We start from the raw sequence: 22,933 nt of genomic DNA on the forward strand, positions 1-22,933 counted from the left end.
AGGCATCACAAGCCCGGCAAACATAACAACGATCTCTTGAGAAAGAAGAATATGTCATGAGAAGATGACGTCTCTGTCGAAGCAGGGAGTCGTAGAATGCAGCGTCGTGAGATCCTGACAGGACTCCCCATAGCCGCCGCACTCGGGGGAATTTCCGCCGCCGAAGGAACACCAATGCACCGACCGGTCGTGCTCGTCCATGGATTGAATTGCGGCGGATGGGTCTGGCGCTTCGTGGGGTGAAGGCGGGCTTGGAACAAAACTCAAGACTACTCTCTGGATCGAGGGGTTTTCAGCTTGATCACGTAAGCGATAATCGCGGCGACGGGTTTGAAGAACTCTGACGGTATCTCGGTCTCGAGGGGCAGTGTGTATAGGCCACGCGCCAGAGGCGGGTTGTTGACGATAGGAACGCGCGCTTCATCAGCGGCATCGCGGATGCGAGCCGCCAACTCGTCAGTGCCTTTGGCGACGATTATCGGCGCCGCATTAGATTGATTTTCATACAATAACGCCACGGCATAATGCGTGGGGTTTGTCACCACTACGGTCGCCTTCTTGACAGATTGTATCATGCGCTGCCGCGCACGCCGCATCCTGAGCTGATGGCGCTTCGCCTTGATCTTGGGATCGCCGTCTTCCTGCTTTGTTTCGTCCTTTACATCCTGATGACTCATACGCAGTTTCTGCAAGCGGCTGTATCGCGTCCATAATTCGTCCAAGGCAGCTATCAGGGCTTGGACCATAAGGATCACAAGTGTCGCATAGACGAACCAAGACACGAGCTCATATGTCAAACGACGGATTGTCCAGCGCTCGGCCAAGGGTGCTGAATGCAAAGTACCGATTGCGACACCATAAAGTACAGTACCGAAAATAAGGAATTTGGTAAGACTTTTGAGGAGTTCTACCAGATTTCGGGCGCTGAATACCCTCTTTATTCCAGAGATGGGAGATAGCCGCTTCAAATCGGGGGCCAGTGCTTGTGGGCGGAAGAGAAATTGCGTTTGGAACAGGCCGAAGCCGATAACCGCGACCATACAAACGCCTCCTAGAGGCGCCATGAGTAGCACCCCCTCGGTGAAGGCCTGGCGTATGATGCTGCCTATGGTTGCCGTGTCGTCGATCGGCGTGGAAAAATGCTCGAGCAGTCCGTGCATATGAGAGATGAAGCGCGAACCCGCAGTCGCTCCCGTAAGGGAGAAAACGATGAGGAAGACGCCCAACACCAGGAGCATTTGCGTTTCACGTGACTGCGCGACATTCCCCTCTTCCCTTGCCTTCGCAAGCCGTCGTGGCGTGGGGGCTTGGGTGCGGTCTTCGCTACCCGCGTCGTCAGCCATAGGACTGCGCCTGTAGGAGAGATACTCTCGTCAATTCAATGCAGCGCATTGATACCGGGAAGTTGAGTGAGTGTTTCCTCCATGCGCTCCTGCCAGACCCCGGTCATGACGTGTATAAGCAGTGCTATAAGGAATACTCCTCCTAATAGCTGCGCGGGCATAGCGATCCCATAGACCTGTATTGCAGGCATAAGCCGGTTCAAGACCCCCAGAAGAGCAGGCCATAAAGTTCCGATGAGAACGAATGGCGCAGCATATTGAAGACCAAGTTTGAAGCTCAACGAGACGCTCAAAACCGCCGAGTGCGCCATATCGTTTAGAAAGGGCGCGTGCCCAGGTAGAAACACAGAGTAGGAACCCATCAGAGCACTGAGCGGGAGGATATAAAGTCCTGATGAGAGGAACAGGACCGGTATAAGAAAAGAGGCCATATGGCTGATTGCAGTGCTCGAAGCACCTAGGTCAGGATCAGGCTGCAGGACGCTGGCAAGACCCGTGAATGTGGCGATGAATTGCATCGATATGACCAGTGACATGGCGATGATGCGAGCGATCCACCCTATGAATGCGCCGATCAACAGCTCCTGTGCGATGACGGTCACTAACAAACTTGGGCTTGCGAGAGCGTGTCTGATCAGGGGAGCGAAATCAGGTTGTAGAGCCGGTAAGATCAGCAAAGATATTGATACGGCGATACCTGCACGTACGGTCATAGGAGAGGTCGACTCGCCGAGTCCGGGCGCCACCATAACCAAAGCGCTCAAGCGGCATAAAATCAGGAGATAGATGCCGATAATCTCGGTTGAAGGAATGGCGAGCATCAGTGCCCTAGCCAGTAATGACGAGATGCTTGGCCCTGTTTATGATCCACCAGCGATCACCATCTGATCGAAAATCTCCATCGCGTAACTATGCAGGGTCGCGTAGATGAACGAGCCAGTCAGCATAAGAGCGGCCGTCGCTGCGATGAACTTAGGTACAAAGGATAATGTCGCTTCGTTCACTTGAGTGACCGCTTGGAAAAGTGAGATCACGATCCCGGCGGCCAGCGACGCGAGGAGAGAGGGAGCACCCATCTTGACTGCGACGATGAGGGATTCCTGCAAGATCTCATGTATATCGACAGCGTGCTGCATTTCAGCTCTTGTTCAGATCGACATCTTCATGACGTCCTGATAGGCCTGAACGAAACGATCGCGCACTGCGGTCACGGTCTGCAACGTTAGTTTCGCCTCGGCAACGGATGTCGCAATCTCGGTTATATCGCCACGCCCGGAGAGGCCTGTTGCGGTCTGGCTCTCTGCAGCCTTGCCTGTCTGAACAGCGTTTTGCAGAGCACCGCTCAAAGCGTCGCTGAAGCTTCCCATGCTACCTTCAACGGGAGCGTTCGTACTCGCTGCCCCTGATGACGCCTGCAGACTCTGCTGAATTTGACCGTACGCATTCATTGCGTCGAAACTACGAGTCGTGACGTCGTTGATCATGAGCCTCTACCCTATCGCCCACCACGTTTTAGGCAGGCTGTTGCCGCAACCGTTCGTAACGTGAACCCGACCTGGCAGCAACATCTTTCGATGCAGCGGCTGAGACAACCCCCTAAATGTCGGAGAGGTACGTTGTGAATTGAAAATAATCGGCACGTCCAGCTTTTACGGACCCTGATTTGGGGTATCTTCCCAAGACGATCTGAACACACTCCAAGAGGATTATCGCCGTGGCTTTTTTACGGAGAGGTTCCCTCCAGGCGCGCTCTTACCGTGCATTAATGACTTCGGCCGCTATACTGGTCGGAGCAGGGGGCATGAATGCCGCGCGAGCGTCGACAACTCTACCCGGTAATGGGGATGGTATCCGTTGTCCTTCCGGGGTTGTAAGGATTGCCGAGGTACAGGCTTTCATACAAAGTGCCGCTCAACAGGAAAGAACGAAAGTGATTGGCTCAGCTTCGCTGGAGGTCTGCGCTGATAACGAAACAAAATATATCGATATCATCACCAGCGGCGCCCCTGACGACGTAGCGAATAATGGACAACAGGGACAGAAAACAGGTATCGATGGCTCCATACAAATCCATGGTCGCACGGCGCGTCTCAACACCAACATTTATATACCGTTGACTGAATCGGATCTGTCGCAGTGTGCCAGGCAGGAAGATGCGCAGCCCGACGGGGCGTGCAAGCCACATGCGCAAGTTGCCAGCTTTACGGGAACCTGGGTTTTCTCTCTGGGAAAATGGACGATGTTCCGGACTGGGGCTGACACTGCAGGCGGATCTGTCGTCGTCGCTGCCCGTATTCTAAATGGACCGGTCGAATGAAATGGGCAAAGCCCAGACCTGGGTTTTTTGTAGCCCCTCACCTGAGAGCAGGTGAGGGGCTTTTTAGTATTACTGGAAGAGTGAGAGGATGTTCTGAGACTGCGAGTTTGCGATGGTGAGTGACTTGATGGCGAGCGACTGCTTGGTCTGAAGCGAGGTCAACTTCGCGCTGGCAGCAGACATATCTGCGTCGGTCAGGGCGCCAATGCCGTTGGTGAGGTTGTCGGAGATGCTCGAGCCATAGGTGCTCATGTTGTTGATGACGTTGCTGTTCGCGCCCAGGGTCGAGGTGACGAACGTCATTGCCTTGATCGCGGCCTGAACCTGCGAAATCATGTCTGAGACGCTCTTGTTGCCGCCGAGATTGCCGCCCGTGGATTCGAACACGTTCGTGGTCGGGTTCGCACCGCTCGTACCGCTGCCCGTGGTGAGGCCCAGAGCGTCGGTAAGGCTCGTGCCGGCCACACCGCTCTGGAAGAACGAAGAAGAGACTGCCGGTGCGCCAGCTACCGTGGAGCCGCCCATGTACGAGGCGATTGCCGCATTGAAGCCCGTGACGGTCGTTTGGTCACCCTGCAGGCCGGTGATGTAGCTCAGATTGTTGGATGTAATCCCCAGGCCATCGCTGGTGCTTCCCGAGATCAGGTTGACGCCGTTGAACGTGGCGTTACGCGCGATGGTGTCGATCTGCTGAAGCAGGCCGGTGATCTGCGTGCCGATCTGATCGAGAGCGGCCGGGCTGCCCTGGTTGTTGCCAAGGGTGGTGACGGCGTTCTGCACGCTGTTGAGCACGCTGATGATCTGGTTGACGGCTGTGCTCGTCGAGCTAACAGTCTGAGCGGCAAAGGAAAGGCCGTCATTCACGGCGGACTGGCCGGAGACGTTGCCCTGCATCTGCTGCGCGATGCCGTAAGCTGCCGCGTTATCTGCAGCGCTCGACACCTTCAGGCCGGTCGAGATGGTGTTTTCTGCATTGCTCAGAGCGGTCTGGGTAGCGTTCAGGGTCTGAACGGCGACCATCGCCGAGGCATTGGTGTTGATCGAAAGGCTCATCGAGTTTCTCCTGGTGCTCGCCCAGATATCGGGCCACGCAACCACCATAAAAACCCAAATGGATAAGAGAAGATTACTAAGCTGTGTTAAATCCGGCTAGGTTGGAACGAAGGAAGTAACTATGCCGCGCATCAATTTTTCTATCTGACGCGGACGCATGGCCTCGGCTCAGGACCCTCTACGAGACTGAGATGATGTAATTCGACGGTCATCGGAAGGAGAACCCGATGTCTGATCTGCCGATGCTGCCTGTGAGTAAGATGCGCGCGTTAGGGCCATATCTCCCGAAAACGCGCCGTCTGAAACGCGTAGATGATCGCCGCGTGCTGAGCGGCATCGTCTACGTGATCCGGCATGGCGTGCAATGGAAGGACGCGCCGTCGGGGTACGGTCCGCATAAGACGCTGTATAATCGCTTCATCCGTTGGAGCCGTCTTGGCGTATTTCCCCGGATCTTTTCCTCCCAGACGGGTAATGCCCGCGTCCCGGAGGAGTTGATGATCGACAGCACGCATCTGAGGGCGCATCGCACTGCCGCTAGCCTGCTCAGGAAGGGGGTGCTGCGCGTCGGATCGGACGCACAAGAGGCGGCCTGAACTCGAAACTGCATGCCGTCTGCGAAGGACATGGCCGTCCAGTGGAGATGCTACTCACCGAAGGTCAGATGAGTGACCACAAGAGCGCAGCCCTCCGCTCGCCACCTGGTCGGCGATTGCGGTTACGACAGCAATCGCTTCCGGCGCAAACTGACCGAACGAGGCATCGAGCCATGCATCCCGTCCACAGAGAGCCTGAAAGTGCCGATCCCGCATGACAAGTCCCTATATCGCCGGCGACGCAAGGTCGAGAACATGTTCGGCCGCCTCTAGGACTGGCGCCGCATTGCCACGCACTATGACCGCTGCGCCCACACCTTCTTCTCGGCAATCTGCCTCGCCGCAACAATCATCTACTGGACGCCCTAATGAGTCCTGACCCTAGTCCTGGGAAGGGTCATGAAAAAAGGCGGGCAAAGGCGCCCCGGAGGCAAGGCAGGCGTCAATTTGATCGCAGGCCTCAAGAGCCTGAGAGATCGTTACATCCATGTCGAGATATCGATAAGTGCCGAGTCGTCCTAGAAAAGAGACATGAGGCTCTTGACTAGCAAGTCTCAAATAGGCGTCCAGGAGGGTGCGCTCATGTGCGAGACGAATTGGGTAATAAGGAATATCTGTGGGACCTGCTGAACGACTATACTCGCGAAAGCAAACAGTCCGGTCGTCATGGGGTGGATCCCAAGGAGCGAAATGACGATGTTCCGTTATGCGCGTGTAAGGCACGTCGTTGTCACAGTAGTTTATGACTGCGGCTCCTTGATAATCTCCGACTGCGTCGATACGTTCAAAATCAAGAGTGCGGTATCCTAAGCGACCTAATCTGTAGTCAAAAAAACGGTCTATTGCCCCTGAGTAGAACACGTGGTCGAAGTCCATATGTAGCGTCTCAAATTGTCTATTGAGCTCCAGGTTTATTCTATCATGCTGTAGCATTGAGCTAATGATGGCGGAGTATCCCTCCGTTGGCACGGCTTGGTATGGATGATGAAAGTAATTGTCGTCATATGTGAAACGTATGGGGAGCCGTTTCAGTATAGAGGCAGGGAGTTCTCTGGGCTGCACCCCCCATTGCTTTCGGGTGTAGCCGAAAAAAAAAGTTTCATACAGATCGCGCCCCACCGTCGCGAGCGCCTGTTCTTCGAAATTCGACGGTTGGTTTCTTCCTGCCTCCGTTTGCTCGGTTATGAAGCGGCGCGCCTCGTGGGGTGAGAAGGTTCGTCCGAATAATTGATTGATGGTATGCAGATTAATGGGCAGCGAATATACGCTACCTCTCGCAATCGCTTTGACACGATTTACATACGGACGGAACGATCCAAAGCGCCTGATATACTCCCAGCAGCGTTCATCAGCCGTATGAAAGATGTGTGGTCCGTAGCGGTGGATCAGCACATTAGACCTTTCGTCGCGCACAGTATGACAATTACCTGCAATGTGGCTGCGTTCATCGATCAAGGAGATGAGATGGCCACGCTCGGCTAAGTGGCGGGAGAGTACCGCACCGGTAAATCCGGCACCGACGACGCAGAATTTCATGATAGAGTGTCTCTTTTTGTACGGGTGCGCTCTAACCAGAGTGATCAGCAGCGGGTGGAAAAGAGGTTGATTCGGGGTCTATGCGCTAATTGCGTTGCCAGGGGTGTTCATGCATCACCCGTATATATCTCGGATCATACATGGTAGTATCGAGCACTAAGGATGACCCCGAATGGAAAGTTGCGGACGGCCTGTTAATCGAACCGGATGGTGATAATGGACAAGTTTTTTATCAGTCTCGAACGTACGCCTGAACGCACCGAGCGCTTCATCGCGGCGAACTCTCATATTAACGGTTTGGTCCATGCTCCCGGTATTGATGGCAAATCGCTAAATCGCGACGCCGTGACCGACGCAGGACTGGTCCATCCCGCTTGTCGCTTCACGGTAGGGGCCATCGGATCTGGGCTCACCCATATCGCGCTATGGGGTTCTATCGCAAAAAATAGAAGACCTGCACACATTTTCGAGGATGATGCCTATCTGTGCAAAAATTTCGAAGCAGAAAGTGAGCGTATCATAGCCGGGCTCGACGAAGAATGGGAGATCATTCTCTGGGGAAATAATCCGGATACGACGCTGAAATTCGCGCTATTTCCCGACATCACACCCTGTGTCATGAGGCTGTCGCAACAATCGGTACAAAAAAACATAGACCGTTTTGCTCAGCAAGAAGTCGCAGCGCTCGCTTTTCGTCTGGATCATACATTCGGTATATGTGGCTATGCTGTTTCGCCTAAAGGAGCTCAAACGCTTCTGAAAGGGTGTCTCCCTCTGCGTGGGGAGGCTGTTTGCTATGACTCATTGGGTGGGAAAACGATTATAGCGTCATCGGTTGACCATTTGATGAATACTATTTACCCGCAAATACAAGCTTACGTGAGCTTTCCTCCCTTGTGCCTTACCGACAATCGAGCCGAACATTCTCTCAATGCTTGAGAACTAGTCGCGTGGCTACGCCAGGTCGCGTTGGCAAAGGATCTGATCCAGTGTCTTGCGGCGGCGAGGTTGAGGAAACTCATGAAAGACATGGCGGTCTTATCGTAGCGGGTTGCGATACGTCGCATCTGCTTGAGCCTGTTGAACATCCGCTCGATACGATTTCGGTCCCGATAGCGTTGCCAGTCTATTTGCTGAGGAGGCTTACGGCCTTTGCGTGATGGAATAACCGGCAGGATCCCGTGGATCAGAAGCGCCTGACGGAAACGGTCGCTGTCATAGCCTCGATCAGCCAGCATCGCCCTCGGGTTTGGAACAGGCAACATCAGTTGGGGGGGCTGTGGCTTTGTAATCTCAGACCTGGCCTCCGGTCAGGACAATGCCGAGAGGACGTCCCTGATTGTCGCATTGGGCGTGGATTTTGCTCGTAAAGCCGCCGCGTGATCGACCAAAACCCTCCGAATGAGCCCCCCCTTTTCCGCCTGTAGCTTGTGAATGGGCACGCACCACAGTGCTGTCGAGCATATGCTGCCAGTTATCGGTCAGTCCCAGATCTCCCAGGGTTTGCAGCAGGGCATCCCAGACACCCTGTTCAGCCCAACGCCGAAACCGGACATAAACCGAGTTCCATTTGCCGTGGCACTCAGGCATGTCGCGCCAAGGACAGCCTGTGCGCAGAACATCCAGCATACCATTGACAAACAGGCGGTTGTCTCCAGATGGACGGGCCCAACGTCCGCGCTCAGGTGGCAGAAGCGGACCAATCAACGACCATTCATGATCCGTCAAATCGCCTCGTGCCATCCCTGCTCATGCGGCCCGTAACCTACAGGCAGGAATTGAAACAGGTCTTGCCCCAAACCGATAGGCCTATTGTCAACGTAACTTAGCTCTGTGTGGCTTGGTCCTGGAGTTCGATTACCCGCAAGTAATTGAGGAGGCGATTACGTTCGAGCTCAGCAAGAAGTGGATTGTCGACAATATGCAAAAGGCGCCTTTTGATTTGCGGGGCGTTTACCTCGTCTTCGCCGAAGATGATCCCTAGGCCGAAAACTCCTGGAACTGATGAAAAACAGAGCGGGAAATCGGCATTTTCTGCCAGGAAGTCCTCAATGGCACGGCGTACGCCGTTTCGTTCGCCACCGGAATGGCATGCCAATGCAAAAGCGCCTTCGCCCCGAAAGCCCCCTTTGACCAGTTCAGCCTTATCTAGGGTTGTTCCCATATCCCAACGATGCGGGTGTCGGAAGGCTGGGGGTATACGATCCGGATTATAATAAAGATCGCGATATGCACATGGCCAATCTACATCGTGGACAAACGCGAGAAAATATCCTCCATCGCGGAGCACTGATTGCCTGATGAGGCTCAACTCATTATAAACAGTATACCAGTTGTGATCGCCATCCACGAACCATCCATCGATATTTTCAATATTCAGGATGTGGTCGAGGCTCGTACCTTTCAAAAATACTAAATCACCCTCGGCGATAGTGGACTGATAGAAATTTTCGTCAGGATTGGTGTCTATGCAAGTTAATTTTCCAAAGTGTTCTTTTACATAGCTGAGCAATACCGAAGTGTTTCCGCCTGTCTCAGACCCGATTTCGCAAATATTTTTTGCGTTAACAAGCTGAAGGATGTCGAGATAGAGGTGAGAGAAGAGTGACATCGAATGAATAAGGCTCATCGTATATTCCTTTGGTTATGCTCATGTCGCGTATATTGACGAATGACTTGCTCGCTTAGAAGCCAATAACGCGGGTCCAATAGTAAGCTGACAGTATAAAAATAACCTTTTGAATCTAGATCATGAACCAATACTCAAAATGGACGGGAGTCGACATGGGTGCGTCGTGATTTACTGAGTTGCGCCAGCTTCGACTCCACCTCGCCATTTTCCTTGAAAAAATTCGCGGCATAAACTGTATGAGAAAATACGTCTTGTGATAGCAGGCGGTAAAAGATCTTCACAAGGTCGCAGAGGATGTTGACATTGAACTCGGTGAGGTGTTCGTCGATTCCGAACTGCGAAACAGCGTCAACGCAGGCATCGAAGGTCTCATGCTGTAACGCTATATAGGACAACTCTGTGTCGCTTCGTCCCTCTTTAAAGAAAATGGGACAAAACACGTCTTTTACATTTGCCATTGTCCTAAGCATCGGATGGGAAGCGAAATTCGCAATTTCTAAGATATGATTCTTATAAACATCGAAGCTATTTTCAACGATATGATGGAATCTACACTTGGGGTGCAGGGAATCCTGCATATAATCCCGATTTTGTGGCATCTTGTGTATGAAAAAGACGTCCAGAGTTTCGCACAAGAGATCTTGTGCAAATTTCTCAAGAGACCAACCGCTCCCGCACAGATCGACAATAATACAGTCATCGCTGATGATTTTGTTGCTATAAGAAATGTAATCTTCGTCACCCAAGCACTTGGAATATCTACTGGTGTAATAATATTCGCATTCGAACTCATTGGGGAAGAGGGTTTCGAATAGAATTTTCCATTTGAAACAATCTCTTGCAGAGAATACAATCCTACTCTTGTTAAGGTGTTGAGCCGTTTTTCGAAGGATCATGCTGGAAAATATCAGAATGGGAAAATTCAACAACAGTTGGGTCTCTTGCACCCTGCGTCTGATGTTGTCTTCTTCCCACGTGGTGAGCCGTAGCGCTCGCATGAGCGAGGCCAATTTGGAAAATTGGGCTTCAAAGAGAATTTTTTCAACCGGTTGGATTTGCGAACGATCTGTGAGCTCGAAATCGATACCGTGTTGGGCTGGGCTATACCCGTCCGCGTGTGGATTGTCCCCGAGATGGCGCTCAATATCGAACCGAGCGAGAATCGCGGGCCAAATCTCTCCATGGTGCTTTCCGTAGTTCGAGACGATCAGAGCGCATTGCTTATCGAAACCAGCGGCCTTGAGAAAGGACATGATGATTTCGCGTGAGAGATACTGGTCCGAGATAAGTAGGTCACCGTCGCGTACCTTGGTAATATTCTCCTTTATGGGAATGATGTTTTCCAGCTCGATTGAGATTTCGAGCTCCATTATAGAGGTCACTGTTGTATGGTCGAGCCCCAGGACACGCTTAACCCCTTCATAGATCTGGTCGAAGCTATAATGTGCTCCCAGAAGATCGCGTTCGCTCTGTATACGTATATTTGCGAAATTAGGGATCCCGAGCCGCTCTTCCATTATGACAAAGATATTTGTTGGTGTTACGCAGCGGCGCGCAATCAACGTATCGAAAACGTCGAAGGTATTAATCGTTCTCTTGACGATCATAAATGCGGTCTTTCCGTTAGTACGCGTGATTAGGTGGCGGTTCCGCTAGGCGGGATAACACGTTCGAAGCTCATGTCCGTGCATTGAAATACTCAGTGGGAGCATAGCATTTTAACGGTTAAAAGTCTCTCTGCCAGATAGAAACATACAACGCGTTGCCTATTATCGTTGGTGATGAAACGACTCGCGCGGTGCTTCCTTGAGGGCTATTCTGCTGGTTTCTCCGCGCGAGACAAGAATGTTGTGAATGCCCCGTCTAATGGAACAGGGCGTTTCTGAGAGCACTTTCGCGAACAACCATCTGAGGGAAATTACGATGTGCGGGTATGGAATCCCGCCTTCCGTCTCAACACCAACATTATATACCGTTGACTGAATCGGATCTGTCGCAGTGTGCCAGGCAGGAAGATGCGCAGCCCGACGGGGCGTGCAAGCCACATGCGCAAGTTGCCAGCTTTACGGGAACCTGGGTTTTCTCTCTGGGAAAATGGACGATGTTCCGGACTGGGGCTGACACTGCAGGCGGATCTGTCGTCGTCGCTGCCCGTATTCTAAATGGACCGGTCGAATGAAATGGGCAAAGCCCAGACCTGGGTTTTTTGTAGCCCCTCACCTGAGAGCAGGTGAGGGGCTTTTTAGTATTACTGGAAGAGTGAGAGGATGTTCTGAGACTGCGAGTTTGCGATGGTGAGTGACTTGATGGCGAGCGACTGCTTGGTCTGAAGCGAGGTCAACTTCGCGCTGGCAGCAGACATATCTGCGTCGGTCAGGGCGCCAATGCCGTTGGTGAGGTTGTCGGAGATGCTCGAGCCATAGGTGCTCATGTTGTTGATGACGTTGCTGTTCGCGCCCAGGGTCGAGGTGACGAACGTCATTGCCTTGATCGCGGCCTGAACCTGCGAAATCATGTCTGAGACGCTCTTGTTGCCGCCGAGATTGCCGCCCGTGGATTCGAACACGTTCGTGGTCGGGTTCGCACCGCTCGTACCGCTGCCCGTGGTGAGGCCCAGAGCGTCGGTAAGGCTCGTGCCGGCCACACCGCTCTGGAAGAACGAAGAAGAGACTGCCGGTGCGCCAGCTACCGTGGAGCCGCCCATGTACGAGGCGATTGCCGCATTGAAGCCCGTGACGGTCGTTTGGTCACCCTGCAGGCCGGTGATGTAGCTCAGATTGTTGGATGTAATCCCCAGGCCATCGCTGGTGCTTCCCGAGATCAGGTTGACGCCGTTGAACGTGGCGTTACGCGCGATGGTGTCGATCTGCTGAAGCAGGCCGGTGATCTGCGTGCCGATCTGATCGAGAGCGGCCGGGCTGCCCTGGTTGTTGCCAAGGGTGGTGACGGCGTTCTGCACGCTGTTGAGCACGCTGATGATCTGGTTGACGGCTGTGCTCGTCGAGCTAACAGTCTGAGCGGCAAAGGAAAGGCCGTCATTCACGGCGGACTGGCCGGAGACGTTGCCCTGCATCTGCTGCGCGATGCCGTAAGCTGCCGCGTTATCTGCAGCGCTCGACACCTTCAGGCCGGTCGAGATGGTGTTTTCTGCATTGCTCAGAGCGGTCTGGGTAGCGTTCAGGGTCTGAACGGCGACCATCGCCGAGGCATTGGTGTTGATCGAAAGGCTCATCGAGTTTCTCCTGGTGCTCGCCCAGATATCGGGCCACGCAATCACCATAAAAACCCAAATGGATAAGAGAAGATTACCAGAATTCGCGTGACGTGAAACCGTGGCGGAAAAAAAGCGGTCTGATGCTCAGGCGAGTTTCCCCATGTTGCGCAGCCCCAGATGGGAGCGCTCAGAAACTGCTTGCCAAATCACGTTGCCGTAACTATCACGTGATCGTGGTGTCATGGATATGTCGACGTTCTGCGGGCATTGTAACGGACGGCTAATATATGTTATCGCTAAGCATATATTAACTCGAATACATTAATAGTTCTTTCAAGCTCAGAGACTTAATAACTTACTTATATTTGGGTTACATGGCGATGCCAAGACTGCCTTTGGGACGTTTGCTCCATATTTCGACTGTGTTCATGACCCTTGCGCTCGCAATGAATGTGCATGCGCTTGCCAGCCGCATGGGGCAGGATGAGCGGCCAGTTCAACCTGAAAATTCGGACCCGGGGATGGTGCCCAGCAAGGTGCCCACGGGATCAAGCAGGGCTCGAGAGAATACTCTCGAAGCCGCGGCAAACGTGGGGCGCAAAGATGGTTGGCAGGCAATCCCAGTCGTGAGCCAAGGGCCAGCCCCTGGAGATGATATGGTGCCGGTAGATGCAGCTTTTCTCAATAACGACGCTCCTGCCTCGTCGTGTGTCGCGACGCCTTGCGTACCGGGCAGTATCGGCGAAACGACAGGACCGACCAAAGAGCAAGCCCAGGCGGAGCTGGTAAAGCGATTGCTCTCGCGTCAGGGTTCGATCGAAGACGAGCAACACAGGCTGGAAGAACAGAAGCACGTTTTGGACTCTGCGCGTATCGCTCTTGAGGACAGGATGCGTGCAATCGATAATTCGATGGCGGAGCTTGCGGAGAAACAGGCGCAGCATAAGGAACTGATGGTGGCGGAGACGTCACGACTGGTAAAAATTTATGAAGAAATGCCTCCACGGGAGGCTGCTGCCGTCTTCAATATTATGGATATCCATGTCTTGGTGTCGATTGCAAACAGCATGAATCCGAGGAAAATTTCGGCCATCATGGGCTACATGTTTCCGGAGCGAGTTAATACAGTATCGCAATATCTGGCCGGAGTGCGGAGCTTCCGTCCCAATCGTACGACGCCCGACAGTATGCTCGGTCATGCACCGAGTGCAGGGGTTCTTTCATGGCTACCAAACGTTCCCGCAGACCGTAGTCCAAGTGTGAAAGAGTAGACCTTGCTACCGCTGTCAGTTCGAGCGTTACGATGCCCTCGACGTGCGATATTGTCTGATGGCGGTATGTGCGCGTTGCAGGTTATCGCGCCCGTTATCAACTGTGCGATCGTCTTTGATATCATAGACATGTTGGGATAGGTTCGAAATGCACCCTGGGTTGCGCGCCTACAAAGCCGTTGCAGATACAAGCATGACGGGCAGAGAGGCGGAGATCGCTTGCTTCACCATGATGATTGATGAGTTGAGCAGGGCCGAACAAGACGCATCAATGCGTATGAAGGCTCTGGATCGCCATCAGAAACTCTGGTCCCTCATAATGAAAGCGAACATCATAGACAGCGGGTTAACGCCCGACGAGGAGCGGGCCTTGATCATCGATCTCGCCGATAAAGCGCAGAGATACGGCATCCAGGCAATCCTCGATGACCGCCTGACGCTGAATCCTCTGATCGATATTGCGCAGGATGTCCTTGATGGCCTGACGGGTGTGGCGGGTTGAGGGACCGTATCCTTCTCTGCCCCACCCTCCTGGGTCTCTTCGCTTAGAAAAAATCCACCTCGCCGACAGAAGAGGGCGGCTCGCTCGTCTTGCCGGTGAAGAGGCCGCGCACACTGCCAAGCTGCACATTTTGGAGGAGCGAATCCAGGCTGACTGGCCTGTCGCCATTATGACAGGCCGTGTCCATGAAGTTGCGCAGAATGATCGTAATTGCATCCACAAATTGTGTCGCGTGGTCGAGCTTCTGCAGATTCCTGATCTCACTTTCATGAAAACTCGTATTCAGAGCAGACCTCTCGATCGCCGCCTGCACGCTTAGGAGATCACCATGTGTGATAACAAGCTGCGCAACAATATTGGAAATGACTTCGCGGGGCTCGGTGTTCATCGATTACATGATTCCCAAGTGACGTGGGGGAGGAAGCAATTCGTAAGGGGCGGCTTCCAAGTGCAAAGAGGCGACGCCGGATAGCGGGTAAATGATGAGCATGGGCGCAACCGAGCTAGAAGAGTTCGACATGTGCAACTTCGCTCATCTTCCACTTCTTCTCGTAGGCGGCCTCTTTTTTGTTATATGCTTGTTCTTCCACGCTAATAGCGCGGCCATCTTCGACGAGGTTTTGCTGTGCCTTTCCGGTCGCTGGCCAAAAGCGTATACGTCTGGCCTGAGTGCCACCGAGGCTCTGTGCTATGCAGGATATACGTTCGTCGGCCAGATAGCCGATGACAAAAACCGCGTTCTCATGACCAATCTTCCCGAGTGAGGGCACGATCGCTGCTCCGCCGAAAGCTTTGCACAAAAGCCGGTCACGTCTCCCACCAGAAGTGAGAATGCCATTTATGAGCTTTTCCATCGCGTTGACGCCGAAGCGGAGCGCGGTGTTGTTGTCGCATCCTTCTCCCGTCGGCAGGAGGAAGTGATTCATGCCTCCTATCCGGGCGATTGGATCGTACATGCAGACGGAGATGCACGACCCGAGCAGGGTCGTGAGCAGGGTATCGCTCCCGCTGGAGATGACGACCTCACCCTGAATGACGGTTTGAGCCTGCATCGGTTGCTGCATCAGGTAATAGGCCCGAAGACCTTCTCCAGTACTTCGCGAAGTTTCGCGACGGTGTAGGGTTTTGCAAGAAAATTATTGACGCCAGCCTTGATCGCTTCCTGCACAAGGTCTCGGCTGGCTTCGCTCGTTAAGATCACGAAGGCGGTCTTTTGGGTTTTTGGATTTTCGCGCACGGCGCGGAGCAGAGCCAAACCATCCATGACTGGCATGTTGAAATCAGATATCACGAGATGTGTAGGGTTCTGGCCCAGATACTCCAGAGCTTCCTTGCCGTCCTTACGTTGGGCCACCTGTGTGAAACCAAGTTGCGCCAGATTATTAGCGAGAACCTGGCGTATGGAGGCCTGATCATCGACGATCAGAGCTCTAATTTGAGAGGCAGCGGGCATATCAGGTCCTTAGAGCTTCGCGCGGAGGGAAATAACGTGATGCGGCTTGATGACTTGGAGGTGTATTTGAAGGAGAAATCATCGTATTCGTGCGGTCATCGCAGCATGACTGATTTGGCCGAGCGGTACGATCTGCGCGGCACCCCCAATTTCAGCCGCGACACGAGGCATCCCGTATACCACCGAAGTGGCTTTGTCTTGCGCAATGGTCCAGGCGCCTGCGCGGCGCATGGAGAGCAACCCCTCGGCACCATCCTGCCCCATACCGGTCAGGATGATTCCAAGCGCCGCTTTGCCAACCTGTTCCGCAACCGAGTCAAAAAGCACATCAACTGAAGGCACGTGGCCGCTGACCGGGGGCCCCGAATGCAGCCTTGTCGTCACCGCGCGATCCTTTGTAGCCACTGTCATATGACGCGTCCCCCCTGGCGCTATTCTAACATCGCCAGGCCCGAGGGTCTCGCGATCTTGCGCCTCGCGAATGGTTAGTCCCCCGATTTTTTTATCAAGGCGAGTTGCAAAGCTCGCTGTAAAAAACGCTGGCATGTGCTGACATATGACGATGGGAGGACTAGAGGCGGGGAAGCCGCTTAGAACCTCTTCCAGCGCCTCTACACCTCCTGTCGAGGAGCCGATTGCGATGACCGAGAATTCCTGCGCCCAGCCTCTAGGCTCAGGCGTCATCCTTACCGCCGGGAGCTCTTTGACACGCGTTTCAGGCTTGGACTTCGCGGCCTGGCGGACAATTCCTGGAAGGCCGGAATAGGCGTTCACACCCGGTGCAGATGACATGGCTTTCGGAAAACAGTCGAATGCACCCATCTGAAGCGCGGTGAGCGCAAGTTCGGCGTTTCGCTCGGTCAGGCTCGAGACCATGACGACCGGGATCGGTCGTAGCCGCATGATTTTGTCCAGAAACTGAAGCCCATTGATGTTGGGCATTTCGATATCGAGCGTGATGACGTCGGGCTGTTCCTTGATGATCATGTCCTTGGCCTCGAGGGGGTTCGAAGCCTCGCCTGTAATCACGAGGTCAGGATGACCTTGGAAAGCGTGACGGATCATCGCACGCGCTGTACGCGAATCATCGACTACGAGGACCTTCACCGGGGGGATCATGCTCAGCCCTCCTTTCTGTAAATGGTCGGTGCAATATTCACCAGGCCGCATTGCGTGGCGTTTGCCACGCGTTCGGAGTGACCAACATACAGGAAGCCACCCGGCTCGAGGCGTTCGGACAAACGCGCCCATAATGCTTCCCGAGTTTCGTCATCGAAATAGATGACGACGTTTCGGCAGAAGATGACGGAAAAACTGCCCCGAAACGGCCAGGGAGCATTCAGGTTGAGCACCTTGAAACTTGGTAACTTACGTAGAGAGACGCTGAAGCTCAGTGACCCAGCGCCATCGTCCTCCAGATAGAGTCCGCGCTCCCGCTCGGGAATTCCCTCCAATTCGTCTCGCCCGTAAATGCCACCGGCCGCCCGCGCTACAACCTCGCTATTGATATCTGTGGCGAGGATACGAAAATCGTAGTTCCCGATTTCCGGGAAGCTGCCCGCCACCGTCATGGCGATACTCCAGGGCTCTTGTCCAGTAGAGCACGCTGCTGACCATATGCGCGTCTTTTTTCCCTGGCGAAGCACTGGGATCAACGACGGCATAACCTCAGTACGCAGATGATCAAAATGATTTCTTTCCCTGAAGAAGCCTGTCACGTTCGTCGTAATGGAACAAATGAGTTTCTCCATCTCGACTGTGCCCGAAGGACTGGTTGTAAAGGCGAGATAGTCACTGAAGCTCGCCATCTGCAGTTCTCGGACGCGCCGTGAAACACGCGCATAGACGAGCGCCTTTTTTGTATCAGGGAGGCAGATACCTGCCTGTTCTTGCGCGATCGCCTGAAGACGCCGGAAATCAGCATCAGTGTATTCCGGAGCGGAGAGGGTGATCGGTGTCGTCATTCTTTCGGAGATTCGCCAACGAGTTGCTTCACGACCGTGTCCAGCTTCAGGATGCCGATCATCCTGTTATCGACGAGCACAAGACCATGAAGGCATCCTCCCTCGTCAGACGTTGGCTGGATGTCGGTTGACTTGATATCGGCGAGGTCGATCACCCTGTCGACGAGGAGGCCATAGACAACCCCACCCCGGGATTCGACGATGACCACCACACGTCGAGCGTTTTCGAGTTCCGGTGCGATGTTCAGATAGGCGGCCAAATCGATGACAGTCAGAATAATCCCGCGCAGATTGATCGCGCCGCACACGTAAGCGGGGGCGAAAGGAAGCGTCGTAGTCTTTTCGAAGCCTCTGATTTCACGGACACTAAGTATCGGTATGCAGTATTCCTGCGCGCCGACCGCAAAGACGATCATCTTGATGGATGCAACGTTTTGCCCGTCGATTGTTGCCAGCTGGTCGGTCATCGGAGATTCCTGATTGATACTGAGCATTTCTTGATGGCCTAGGCTACGAGCTCGGAAAGACCGAGCATTGATTTGTTTTCCGTTTGGCTGAGCGCCGCTGCTATCAACGCGGAGACGTCCAGAATGAGAGCAACGCTTCCATCTCCGAGGATCGTGGCTGCCGAGACCCCAAATATGTGCCGGTAATTCTTTTCCATACTTTTAATGACGACCTGCGTCTGTCCGCAGATTTCATCAACGATGAGCGCAGCTCGACTACCGGACTCATTCTCAACGACAAGCACCACAGCGCCCTCAAGCGTTCCTTGCTTGCGAGGCGCTGCGAGGCCGAGTGTTGCGGCTAGCGGCAGGAGGGGAATACACTCCCCGCGCTTAGAGATGATATTCGTGCCGTCAGGCAGGGCATAGATATCGCCTTCGCTCACGATGATTGCTTCCGATACTGCCGAAATCGGGATCACCATCGTCGTATCGGCTGCGTTGATCAGCATCCCGTCAAGAATCGCCAGGGTCAGCGGCAGGCTCAGGCTGAATGTTGTCCCTCTGCCCGACACGCTGCTGATAACAACGCGGCCTCCGAGGCTCATGATCGCCTGCTTGACGACATCCATTCCGACACCGCGCCCGGAAAGATCGGAGACCTCCGATGCGGTAGAGAAGCCCGGAGTGAAGATGAGATTGTTGATTTCGTCTTCGCTCAGTGTGGCATCTGGCGGGATGATGCCTCGCTTCACCGCCGTCTCGAATACACGCTGCTGATTGACGCCTGCGCCGTCATCTCTGATCGTGATCAGAATACGCCCAGACCGGTGTTCGGCGGAGAGCGTAATATGGCCCTCCGCAGACTTGCCAGAGGCGATACGGTCCTCACGTTTCTCTATGCCGTGATCGACCGCGTTACGCAGCATATGGGTGAGGGGAGCTGCAAGTTTCTCGATAAGGGTTCTGTCAACTTCAGTATCCTCACCCTCGAGTACGAGATTCACCGCCTTCTGCGTCATCGCGCTTGCTTCACGTACGACCCGTTGCATGCGCTGGAAGACGCTTCTCACGGGCTGAGCGCGCACCGACATGACCGCGTCCTGTATGTCACGGGTGAGGGTTTGCATGCCCTCAATGCTCTGAATGAGTTCGTGATGCCCCGAAACACCGCTTTTCTGACAAAGAGACTGAACCGCCGCCTGCGCGATAACCAGTTCACCGACGAGATCCATCAGGTCGTCCACACGGGAAAGATCAACGCGGATCGAGGCTGACTCGGTCTTGCGTGCGGTTGCAGCCTGAGGCTCGTCCTCTTTAAGTGTCTGGGTCGCGGATGCAATCGCTTCGAGTATCTTTTCGGCAGGTGGCCTTGAGTCGATGGCCTTTAGCTGAGCGCCGGTACCAACGCTAGGACGCGTAACCGGGACGATTGCAAGTTCTTCGGGAGGGTGGCTCTCTGAAGATGTATCCGGGCTTTCACTGACGCTTTCGAGCGATTCTGCAAATTCGGGTAAGTCCTTTCCCGGGATAAGTGAGGCGTCATCACGTTGTATCGCAAACGTGCAGCTATCGATCACCCAGTCGAACGCGTCGCGGATCGTCCCCTCATCGACGGCGAGCGGAAGCAGGATATCCCAACGAAGATAGGACTTTTCGACATCCATGGTCTCTAGGCTCGGCAGAGCCTCGGAATTACAGAAAATTGACGCCGCTTCGCCTTTTTCTTTCGCGAGATTCGTGAGGGCGAGCAGAATGTTCCTGGCGTCGTCCCCGCAACCATACATCTCATCATGTGGATGAAAGGACACACGCCATCGGGCGGAGGAATCCAACGCTGAACTGTCCATTCCCAGCTCATCGCCAAAATCGAAAGCAACGGGCTCAAATTCCATCGGGACAGGACAAAAGCCTGAATCGATCGCGTTGTCATCGGCCTCGGAATGCGTGTCGGAGCCCCGAGGATCAGAGGCAATCACCCCCTGTAACTCGGCGACGCTCTCATCGACACGCGATGGGTCAACTGTGGTTCCGCCGCGGGCTTCGACCACAAGGTCGCTCAGAACATCCATACTTTTGAGAAAGACGGCAATGACATCACGCGTCGGCTCGATCCGCGCCGACCGGACGCCGTCGAGCGAATTTTCGAAGACATGAGCAAAGCGAACCAGGTTCTGAAGCCCGAACGAAGCCGCCCCCCCTTTGATGGAATGCACCGCCCGAAACACCGCGTTGACCGTGTCGTCCTCTGCACGGTCCGCATCGAGCGCAGACAGCCCGGATTCCAGCTCCTGCAGCTGTTCGTCGCATTCCTGGAAGAAGATTTCCAGGATTTCATCCATGTCTGAGCTCATGCTGACCCTGCTTTGTTATTCTGTGACGCGACGTATGGCTGAGACCAGACTCTCGGAATTGAAGGGCTTGATGATCCATCCCGTCGCTCCAGCAGCACGCGCACGGGCTTTCTTTTCCTGGTCGCTCTCGGTCGTCAGGACGATGACCGGTAAATGGCGGAAAGGCTCCATCTTGCGTACAGTCTCGATGACACCGAAACCGTCCATACGGGGCATGTTTATGTCTGTAATGATGACATTAGGAGCAGGGATAGCCGCCTCGAGAACACTAATCCCTTCCACCCCATCATTCCCCTGGATCACGTCGTATCCGGCGCCTTCCAGGGCTGTGCGCAGCATACTCTGCATTGTTCGCGAGTCGTCGATTGTTAGAACGCGCACAGTATTCGTTTCTGTCATGATGAGGTCTCGCTGGGGATTGACGCAGTTTCCTGCAGGAGGGAGGACACGCCGAAGAGTGACAAGGCTTCGACCAATTTTTCAGAAGGGTTGATAATCGTTCGCTTGCTGGCCAAAAGAACCTGAAGACAGAGCCCTCCGAGATAGGTCACATCCGACCCGTCAAGAACCGCTCCGCTTTCGATGCTGAGCTCATCGCGCAGCGCGCTCGCCGCCTTGGTGTCGAGGCGGGCAGGGAGCGTGAGCGGCGTATGCCCTGTTTGAGAAGCCGCGCGTGAATCTGGCATCAGAAATCCTCCCAACCCTGATCAGAAGAGGTGACCTGCAGCGCAGGCTTGGGAGGGGTCTTGATTGGAGGTTCGGGGGGGGAAGATGAGGCAACCGCGATAGGCCGCTTCGCTGTGGTGGGGGGCGGAGAGGGCACGGTGACGACGGCCGGTTTCGACACTGGCGGTTTTGGAGTAGGGGCTCTCGGGGCGAGGGCTTGCGGAGGCGAAGCAAGTCCGACATGAAAACGCCCGAGGGTCTGGGAGAGCGTGCGTGTCTCTGCCGTCAAGCTGTGGCTCGCTGCAGTTGCTTCCTCAACCATCGCGGCATTTTGCTGTGTAACTTGATCCATCTCGTTGATCGAGGTCGTCACCTCGGCAAGACGCGTCGCCTGATCACGCGTTGTCGTCGTCAATTCGTCGATACGTTGAGCGATGTTTGAGACGCTTTCTGAAAAATCACCCAGATACTCGCTTGTGCGTTGCACGAGCGTCACACCCCGGTCGACCTGCTCTGCCGAAACTGAGATGAGGCGCTTGATCTCGTTGGCGGATTTTGCAGATTTTTCGGCGAGGGAACGCACTTCCTGCGCGACAACGGCGAAGCCGCGGCCCGCGTCTCCTGCCCGGGCAGCCTCAACACCGGCATTCAGGGCGAGCACATTGGTCTGAAAAGTGATGCCGTCGATCACCGAGATGATCTCGCTGATCGCCGTAGAGGATTTCTGGATACCATCCATTGCGATATTAGCGTCCGCCATGATCTCAGTCGCCAGCTTGACCTTTTCGAGCGTCTTTTTCGTTTCGAGGCTGGACTCAGAGCAAACATCGGCAGTCATCTTGATACCAGTGCTGATTGTCCGGACCGAGGCTGCCGCCTGGCCAAGGTTCTCGGCCTGACGTTCGGTCCTTCTGGCGAGGTCATCCGAAGCTGTGGATATCTCCGCTGCTCCAGTCGTGATGAACTCGGAGCTTTTCGCCATCGTCTGCAGGACGTGCTTCCAGTGTTGGCAGGCTTCGTTGAAAGCCTCGCGAACCGGGGCGAATTCTCCGGGAGCGGCATCTTGCGATATGCGATGCTCAAGATCGCCAGACGCTACAGTCTTCAGAGCAGCGGTGAGTGAGGAAGTCGCAGTGTCGACGGCATTCTGCTTTTGAATTGCCGCTGATTTGAGTTGCTCGATCTCGCCATCCAGATGATTTTTTTTGCTGGAGAGATCCGCTTGACTACGAAATTTGGCGTGCAGTCGATCGAGGATATCCACGAGCGAACCGCTATCGTCCCTGTTTTCGGAGAAGCGCGTGCGTGCGCGTGTCTCGTCGCGAAGTAGTGCTTCTCCGAAGGCACGGACTGCTTCGACAGGTGTGGCAATCGCCGAATTGAGGGTTTGCCACCCTGCTAGCACTGCGAGGCATGTAGCAGCTGTCAGCGCAAGCGATATTGAGAAAGATAGGCGGGTTAATCCCCCATCGAAGAACGCGATACTCTCAGCGAGTGCTGTCGCGATGAGAAGGAATTCGAAAGATAGCATGACCGCGCCAATCTTGGATCGGAATGATGCTTCTCGATAAAGCCAGGTCTTCATA

Annotated in this window: 26 protein-coding genes and 1 pseudogene; 6 read left to right on the top strand and 21 right to left on the bottom strand. The window is 54.3% G+C overall.

The genetic code is table 11. From position 1 onward, the window contains the following. Window positions 1-96: 96 nt before the first annotated feature. Window positions 97-243 carry a hypothetical protein gene (locus WFJ47_RS12860; protein ID WP_158625334.1) on the top strand — a complete coding sequence of 49 codons (147 nt, stop codon included), beginning with the start codon at window positions 97-99 and terminating at the stop codon, window positions 241-243. Between the two features lie 26 nt (window positions 244-269). On the opposite strand, the gene WFJ47_RS12865 is transcribed toward WFJ47_RS12860, so the two are convergent. From WFJ47_RS12865 to WFJ47_RS12880, 4 genes are read right to left on the bottom strand one after another with little or no spacing between them, the layout of a single operon-like run. Then, window positions 270-1,343, bottom strand: a complete 1,074-nt coding sequence (locus WFJ47_RS12865) for an EscU/YscU/HrcU family type III secretion system export apparatus switch protein (RefSeq protein WP_336763511.1) — start codon at window positions 1,341-1,343, stop codon at window positions 270-272. 35 nt (window positions 1,344-1,378) lie between these two features. Further along, a complete protein-coding gene (locus WFJ47_RS12870) occupies window positions 1,379-2,164 on the bottom strand; it encodes a flagellar biosynthetic protein FliR (protein WP_336763512.1) in 786 nt (261 codons plus the stop codon). 39 nt (window positions 2,165-2,203) lie between these two features. Next, complete coding sequence (locus WFJ47_RS12875; protein WP_127101029.1) at window positions 2,204-2,479, bottom strand: flagellar biosynthetic protein FliQ; 276 nt, start codon at window positions 2,477-2,479, stop codon at window positions 2,204-2,206. Between the two features lie 12 nt (window positions 2,480-2,491). Then, the gene (locus WFJ47_RS12880) at window positions 2,492-2,827 is read right to left on the bottom strand and encodes a flagellar hook-basal body complex protein FliE (RefSeq protein WP_127101027.1); all 336 of its coding nucleotides are present in this window, start codon (window positions 2,825-2,827) and stop codon (window positions 2,492-2,494) included. A 317-nt stretch (window positions 2,828-3,144) separates the two neighbouring features. Here WFJ47_RS12880 and WFJ47_RS12885 point away from each other — a divergent pair, with 317 nt between their 5' ends. After that, complete coding sequence (locus WFJ47_RS12885; protein WP_336763515.1) at window positions 3,145-3,660, top strand: hypothetical protein; 516 nt, start codon at window positions 3,145-3,147, stop codon at window positions 3,658-3,660. A gap of 69 nt (window positions 3,661-3,729) precedes the next feature. Here the strand turns inward: WFJ47_RS12885 and WFJ47_RS12890 are convergent, their stop codons facing one another. Continuing rightward, complete coding sequence (locus tag WFJ47_RS12890; RefSeq protein WP_336763517.1) at window positions 3,730-4,713, bottom strand: flagellin; 984 nt, start codon at window positions 4,711-4,713, stop codon at window positions 3,730-3,732. Window positions 4,714-4,940: 227 nt separating this feature from the next. Between WFJ47_RS12890 and WFJ47_RS12895 the strand changes: the two are divergent. Further along, window positions 4,941-5,678, top strand: a pseudogene (locus tag WFJ47_RS12895) (IS5 family transposase). Between the two features lie 12 nt (window positions 5,679-5,690). On the opposite strand, the gene glf reads toward WFJ47_RS12895, so the two are convergent. Beyond that, window positions 5,691-6,845: a UDP-galactopyranose mutase gene (gene glf, locus WFJ47_RS12900; RefSeq protein ID WP_336763518.1), complete on the bottom strand. Its 1,155-nt coding sequence runs from the start codon at window positions 6,843-6,845 to the stop codon at window positions 5,691-5,693. A 216-nt stretch (window positions 6,846-7,061) separates the two neighbouring features. Between glf and WFJ47_RS12905 the strand changes: the two genes are divergently transcribed. Next, window positions 7,062-7,784 (top strand): glycosyltransferase family 25 protein, encoded by a 723-nt coding sequence (locus WFJ47_RS12905; RefSeq protein WP_336763519.1) that lies wholly within the window; start codon window positions 7,062-7,064, stop codon window positions 7,782-7,784. Here the strand turns inward: WFJ47_RS12905 and WFJ47_RS12910 are convergent. From WFJ47_RS12910 to WFJ47_RS12930, 5 genes are all read right to left on the bottom strand, one after another. Then, window positions 7,721-8,110 carry a transposase gene (locus WFJ47_RS12910; protein WP_336763520.1) on the bottom strand — a complete coding sequence of 130 codons (390 nt, stop codon included), beginning with the start codon at window positions 8,108-8,110 and terminating at the stop codon, window positions 7,721-7,723. The genes WFJ47_RS12905 and WFJ47_RS12910 overlap by 64 nt on opposite strands. Window positions 8,111-8,138: 28 nt before the next feature. Continuing rightward, window positions 8,139-8,588 carry an IS5 family transposase gene (locus tag WFJ47_RS12915; RefSeq protein ID WP_336763521.1) on the bottom strand — a complete coding sequence of 150 codons (450 nt, stop codon included), beginning with the start codon at window positions 8,586-8,588 and terminating at the stop codon, window positions 8,139-8,141. Window positions 8,589-8,670: 82 nt separating this feature from the next. Continuing rightward, on the bottom strand, window positions 8,671-9,474 hold the full coding sequence (locus WFJ47_RS12920) for a class I SAM-dependent methyltransferase (RefSeq protein ID WP_336763522.1): 804 nt from the start codon (window positions 9,472-9,474) through the stop codon (window positions 8,671-8,673). A gap of 134 nt (window positions 9,475-9,608) precedes the next feature. After that, window positions 9,609-11,084 carry a hypothetical protein gene (locus WFJ47_RS12925; protein WP_336763524.1) on the bottom strand — a complete coding sequence of 492 codons (1,476 nt, stop codon included), beginning with the start codon at window positions 11,082-11,084 and terminating at the stop codon, window positions 9,609-9,611. Between the two features lie 641 nt (window positions 11,085-11,725). After that, on the bottom strand, window positions 11,726-12,709 hold the full coding sequence (locus tag WFJ47_RS12930) for a flagellin (RefSeq protein WP_336763517.1): 984 nt from the start codon (window positions 12,707-12,709) through the stop codon (window positions 11,726-11,728). A gap of 410 nt (window positions 12,710-13,119) precedes the next feature. Here WFJ47_RS12930 and WFJ47_RS12935 point away from each other — a divergent pair, with 410 nt between their 5' ends. Both WFJ47_RS12935 and WFJ47_RS12940 read left to right on the top strand, forming a co-directional pair. Then, the gene (locus WFJ47_RS12935) at window positions 13,120-13,962 is read left to right on the top strand and encodes a hypothetical protein (RefSeq protein WP_336763525.1); all 843 of its coding nucleotides are present in this window, start codon (window positions 13,120-13,122) and stop codon (window positions 13,960-13,962) included. A 160-nt stretch (window positions 13,963-14,122) separates the two neighbouring features. Then, the gene (locus WFJ47_RS12940; RefSeq protein WP_336763526.1) at window positions 14,123-14,464 is read left to right on the top strand and encodes a flagellar biosynthesis regulator FlaF; all 342 of its coding nucleotides are present in this window, start codon (window positions 14,123-14,125) and stop codon (window positions 14,462-14,464) included. A gap of 43 nt (window positions 14,465-14,507) precedes the next feature. Here WFJ47_RS12940 and WFJ47_RS12945 read toward each other — a convergent pair whose 3' ends face one another. The 10 genes from WFJ47_RS12945 to WFJ47_RS12990 form a co-directional block, all read right to left on the bottom strand. Beyond that, complete coding sequence (locus WFJ47_RS12945; RefSeq protein ID WP_127102013.1) at window positions 14,508-14,852, bottom strand: hypothetical protein; 345 nt, start codon at window positions 14,850-14,852, stop codon at window positions 14,508-14,510. Window positions 14,853-14,967: 115 nt separating this feature from the next. Further along, a complete protein-coding gene (locus WFJ47_RS12950) occupies window positions 14,968-15,528 on the bottom strand; it encodes a chemotaxis protein CheD (RefSeq protein WP_336763529.1) in 561 nt (186 codons plus the stop codon). Next, window positions 15,528-15,917, bottom strand: a complete 390-nt coding sequence (locus WFJ47_RS12955; RefSeq protein ID WP_023980065.1) for a response regulator — start codon at window positions 15,915-15,917, stop codon at window positions 15,528-15,530. Before WFJ47_RS12955 ends, WFJ47_RS12950 begins: the two co-directional genes overlap by 1 nt. Before the next feature lie 78 nt (window positions 15,918-15,995). Further along, window positions 15,996-17,036 (bottom strand): chemotaxis response regulator protein-glutamate methylesterase, encoded by a 1,041-nt coding sequence (locus tag WFJ47_RS12960; protein ID WP_336763531.1) that lies wholly within the window; start codon window positions 17,034-17,036, stop codon window positions 15,996-15,998. Window positions 17,037-17,038: 2 nt separating this feature from the next. Then, window positions 17,039-17,881 (bottom strand): CheR family methyltransferase, encoded by an 843-nt coding sequence (locus WFJ47_RS12965; protein WP_336763532.1) that lies wholly within the window; start codon window positions 17,879-17,881, stop codon window positions 17,039-17,041. Further along, window positions 17,878-18,348, bottom strand: a complete 471-nt coding sequence (locus WFJ47_RS12970) for a chemotaxis protein CheW (RefSeq protein ID WP_127102009.1) — start codon at window positions 18,346-18,348, stop codon at window positions 17,878-17,880. Before WFJ47_RS12970 ends, WFJ47_RS12965 begins: the two co-directional genes overlap by 4 nt. A gap of 38 nt (window positions 18,349-18,386) precedes the next feature. Beyond that, the gene (locus WFJ47_RS12975; protein WP_336763534.1) at window positions 18,387-20,669 is read right to left on the bottom strand and encodes a chemotaxis protein CheA; all 2,283 of its coding nucleotides are present in this window, start codon (window positions 20,667-20,669) and stop codon (window positions 18,387-18,389) included. A 27-nt stretch (window positions 20,670-20,696) separates the two neighbouring features. Beyond that, window positions 20,697-21,080, bottom strand: a complete 384-nt coding sequence (locus WFJ47_RS12980; RefSeq protein WP_336763536.1) for a response regulator — start codon at window positions 21,078-21,080, stop codon at window positions 20,697-20,699. Continuing rightward, the gene (locus WFJ47_RS12985) at window positions 21,077-21,367 is read right to left on the bottom strand and encodes a hypothetical protein (RefSeq protein ID WP_336763537.1); all 291 of its coding nucleotides are present in this window, start codon (window positions 21,365-21,367) and stop codon (window positions 21,077-21,079) included. Before WFJ47_RS12985 ends, WFJ47_RS12980 begins: the two co-directional genes overlap by 4 nt. Further along, window positions 21,367-22,878, bottom strand: a complete 1,512-nt coding sequence (locus WFJ47_RS12990) for a methyl-accepting chemotaxis protein (protein ID WP_336763539.1) — start codon at window positions 22,876-22,878, stop codon at window positions 21,367-21,369. The genes WFJ47_RS12985 and WFJ47_RS12990 overlap by 1 nt, the downstream gene beginning before the upstream one ends. Window positions 22,879-22,933 lie beyond the last annotated feature (55 nt).

It is taken from the genome of Asaia sp. VD9, from assembly GCF_037150015.1.
Taxonomy (GTDB): domain Bacteria; phylum Pseudomonadota; class Alphaproteobacteria; order Acetobacterales; family Acetobacteraceae; genus Asaia.

Coding starts and splice junctions, on each gene's coding strand:
- WFJ47_RS12975 (WP_336763534.1), bottom strand. CDS start 20,669: ATGGATGAAATCCTGGAAATCTTCTTCCAGGAATGCGACGAACAGCTG.
- WFJ47_RS12955 (WP_023980065.1), bottom strand. CDS start 15,917: ATGCCCGCTGCCTCTCAAATTAGAGCTCTGATCGTCGATGATCAGGCC.
- WFJ47_RS12930 (WP_336763517.1), bottom strand. CDS start 12,709: ATGAGCCTTTCGATCAACACCAATGCCTCGGCGATGGTCGCCGTTCAG.
- WFJ47_RS12945 (WP_127102013.1), bottom strand. CDS start 14,852: ATGAACACCGAGCCCCGCGAAGTCATTTCCAATATTGTTGCGCAGCTT.
- WFJ47_RS12925 (WP_336763524.1), bottom strand. CDS start 11,084: ATGATCGTCAAGAGAACGATTAATACCTTCGACGTTTTCGATACGTTG.
- WFJ47_RS12950 (WP_336763529.1), bottom strand. CDS start 15,528: ATGCAGCAACCGATGCAGGCTCAAACCGTCATTCAGGGTGAGGTCGTC.
- WFJ47_RS12965 (WP_336763532.1), bottom strand. CDS start 17,881: ATGACGACACCGATCACCCTCTCCGCTCCGGAATACACTGATGCTGAT.
- WFJ47_RS12890 (WP_336763517.1), bottom strand. CDS start 4,713: ATGAGCCTTTCGATCAACACCAATGCCTCGGCGATGGTCGCCGTTCAG.
- WFJ47_RS12870 (WP_336763512.1), bottom strand. CDS start 2,164: ATGCTCGCCATTCCTTCAACCGAGATTATCGGCATCTATCTCCTGATT.
- WFJ47_RS12970 (WP_127102009.1), bottom strand. CDS start 18,348: ATGACCGACCAGCTGGCAACAATCGACGGGCAAAACGTTGCATCCATC.
- WFJ47_RS12860 (WP_158625334.1), top strand. CDS start 97: ATGCAGCGTCGTGAGATCCTGACAGGACTCCCCATAGCCGCCGCACTC.
- glf (WP_336763518.1), bottom strand. CDS start 6,845: ATGAAATTCTGCGTCGTCGGTGCCGGATTTACCGGTGCGGTACTCTCC.
- WFJ47_RS12980 (WP_336763536.1), bottom strand. CDS start 21,080: ATGACAGAAACGAATACTGTGCGCGTTCTAACAATCGACGACTCGCGA.
- WFJ47_RS12990 (WP_336763539.1), bottom strand. CDS start 22,878: ATGCTATCTTTCGAATTCCTTCTCATCGCGACAGCACTCGCTGAGAGT.
- WFJ47_RS12920 (WP_336763522.1), bottom strand. CDS start 9,474: ATGAGCCTTATTCATTCGATGTCACTCTTCTCTCACCTCTATCTCGAC.
- WFJ47_RS12960 (WP_336763531.1), bottom strand. CDS start 17,036: ATGATCCCCCCGGTGAAGGTCCTCGTAGTCGATGATTCGCGTACAGCG.
- WFJ47_RS12880 (WP_127101027.1), bottom strand. CDS start 2,827: ATGATCAACGACGTCACGACTCGTAGTTTCGACGCAATGAATGCGTAC.
- WFJ47_RS12905 (WP_336763519.1), top strand. CDS start 7,062: ATGGACAAGTTTTTTATCAGTCTCGAACGTACGCCTGAACGCACCGAG.
- WFJ47_RS12865 (WP_336763511.1), bottom strand. CDS start 1,343: ATGGCTGACGACGCGGGTAGCGAAGACCGCACCCAAGCCCCCACGCCA.
- WFJ47_RS12935 (WP_336763525.1), top strand. CDS start 13,120: ATGACCCTTGCGCTCGCAATGAATGTGCATGCGCTTGCCAGCCGCATG.
- WFJ47_RS12915 (WP_336763521.1), bottom strand. CDS start 8,588: ATGGCACGAGGCGATTTGACGGATCATGAATGGTCGTTGATTGGTCCG.
- WFJ47_RS12910 (WP_336763520.1), bottom strand. CDS start 8,110: ATGTTGCCTGTTCCAAACCCGAGGGCGATGCTGGCTGATCGAGGCTAT.
- WFJ47_RS12985 (WP_336763537.1), bottom strand. CDS start 21,367: ATGCCAGATTCACGCGCGGCTTCTCAAACAGGGCATACGCCGCTCACG.
- WFJ47_RS12885 (WP_336763515.1), top strand. CDS start 3,145: ATGAATGCCGCGCGAGCGTCGACAACTCTACCCGGTAATGGGGATGGT.
- WFJ47_RS12875 (WP_127101029.1), bottom strand. CDS start 2,479: ATGCAGCACGCTGTCGATATACATGAGATCTTGCAGGAATCCCTCATC.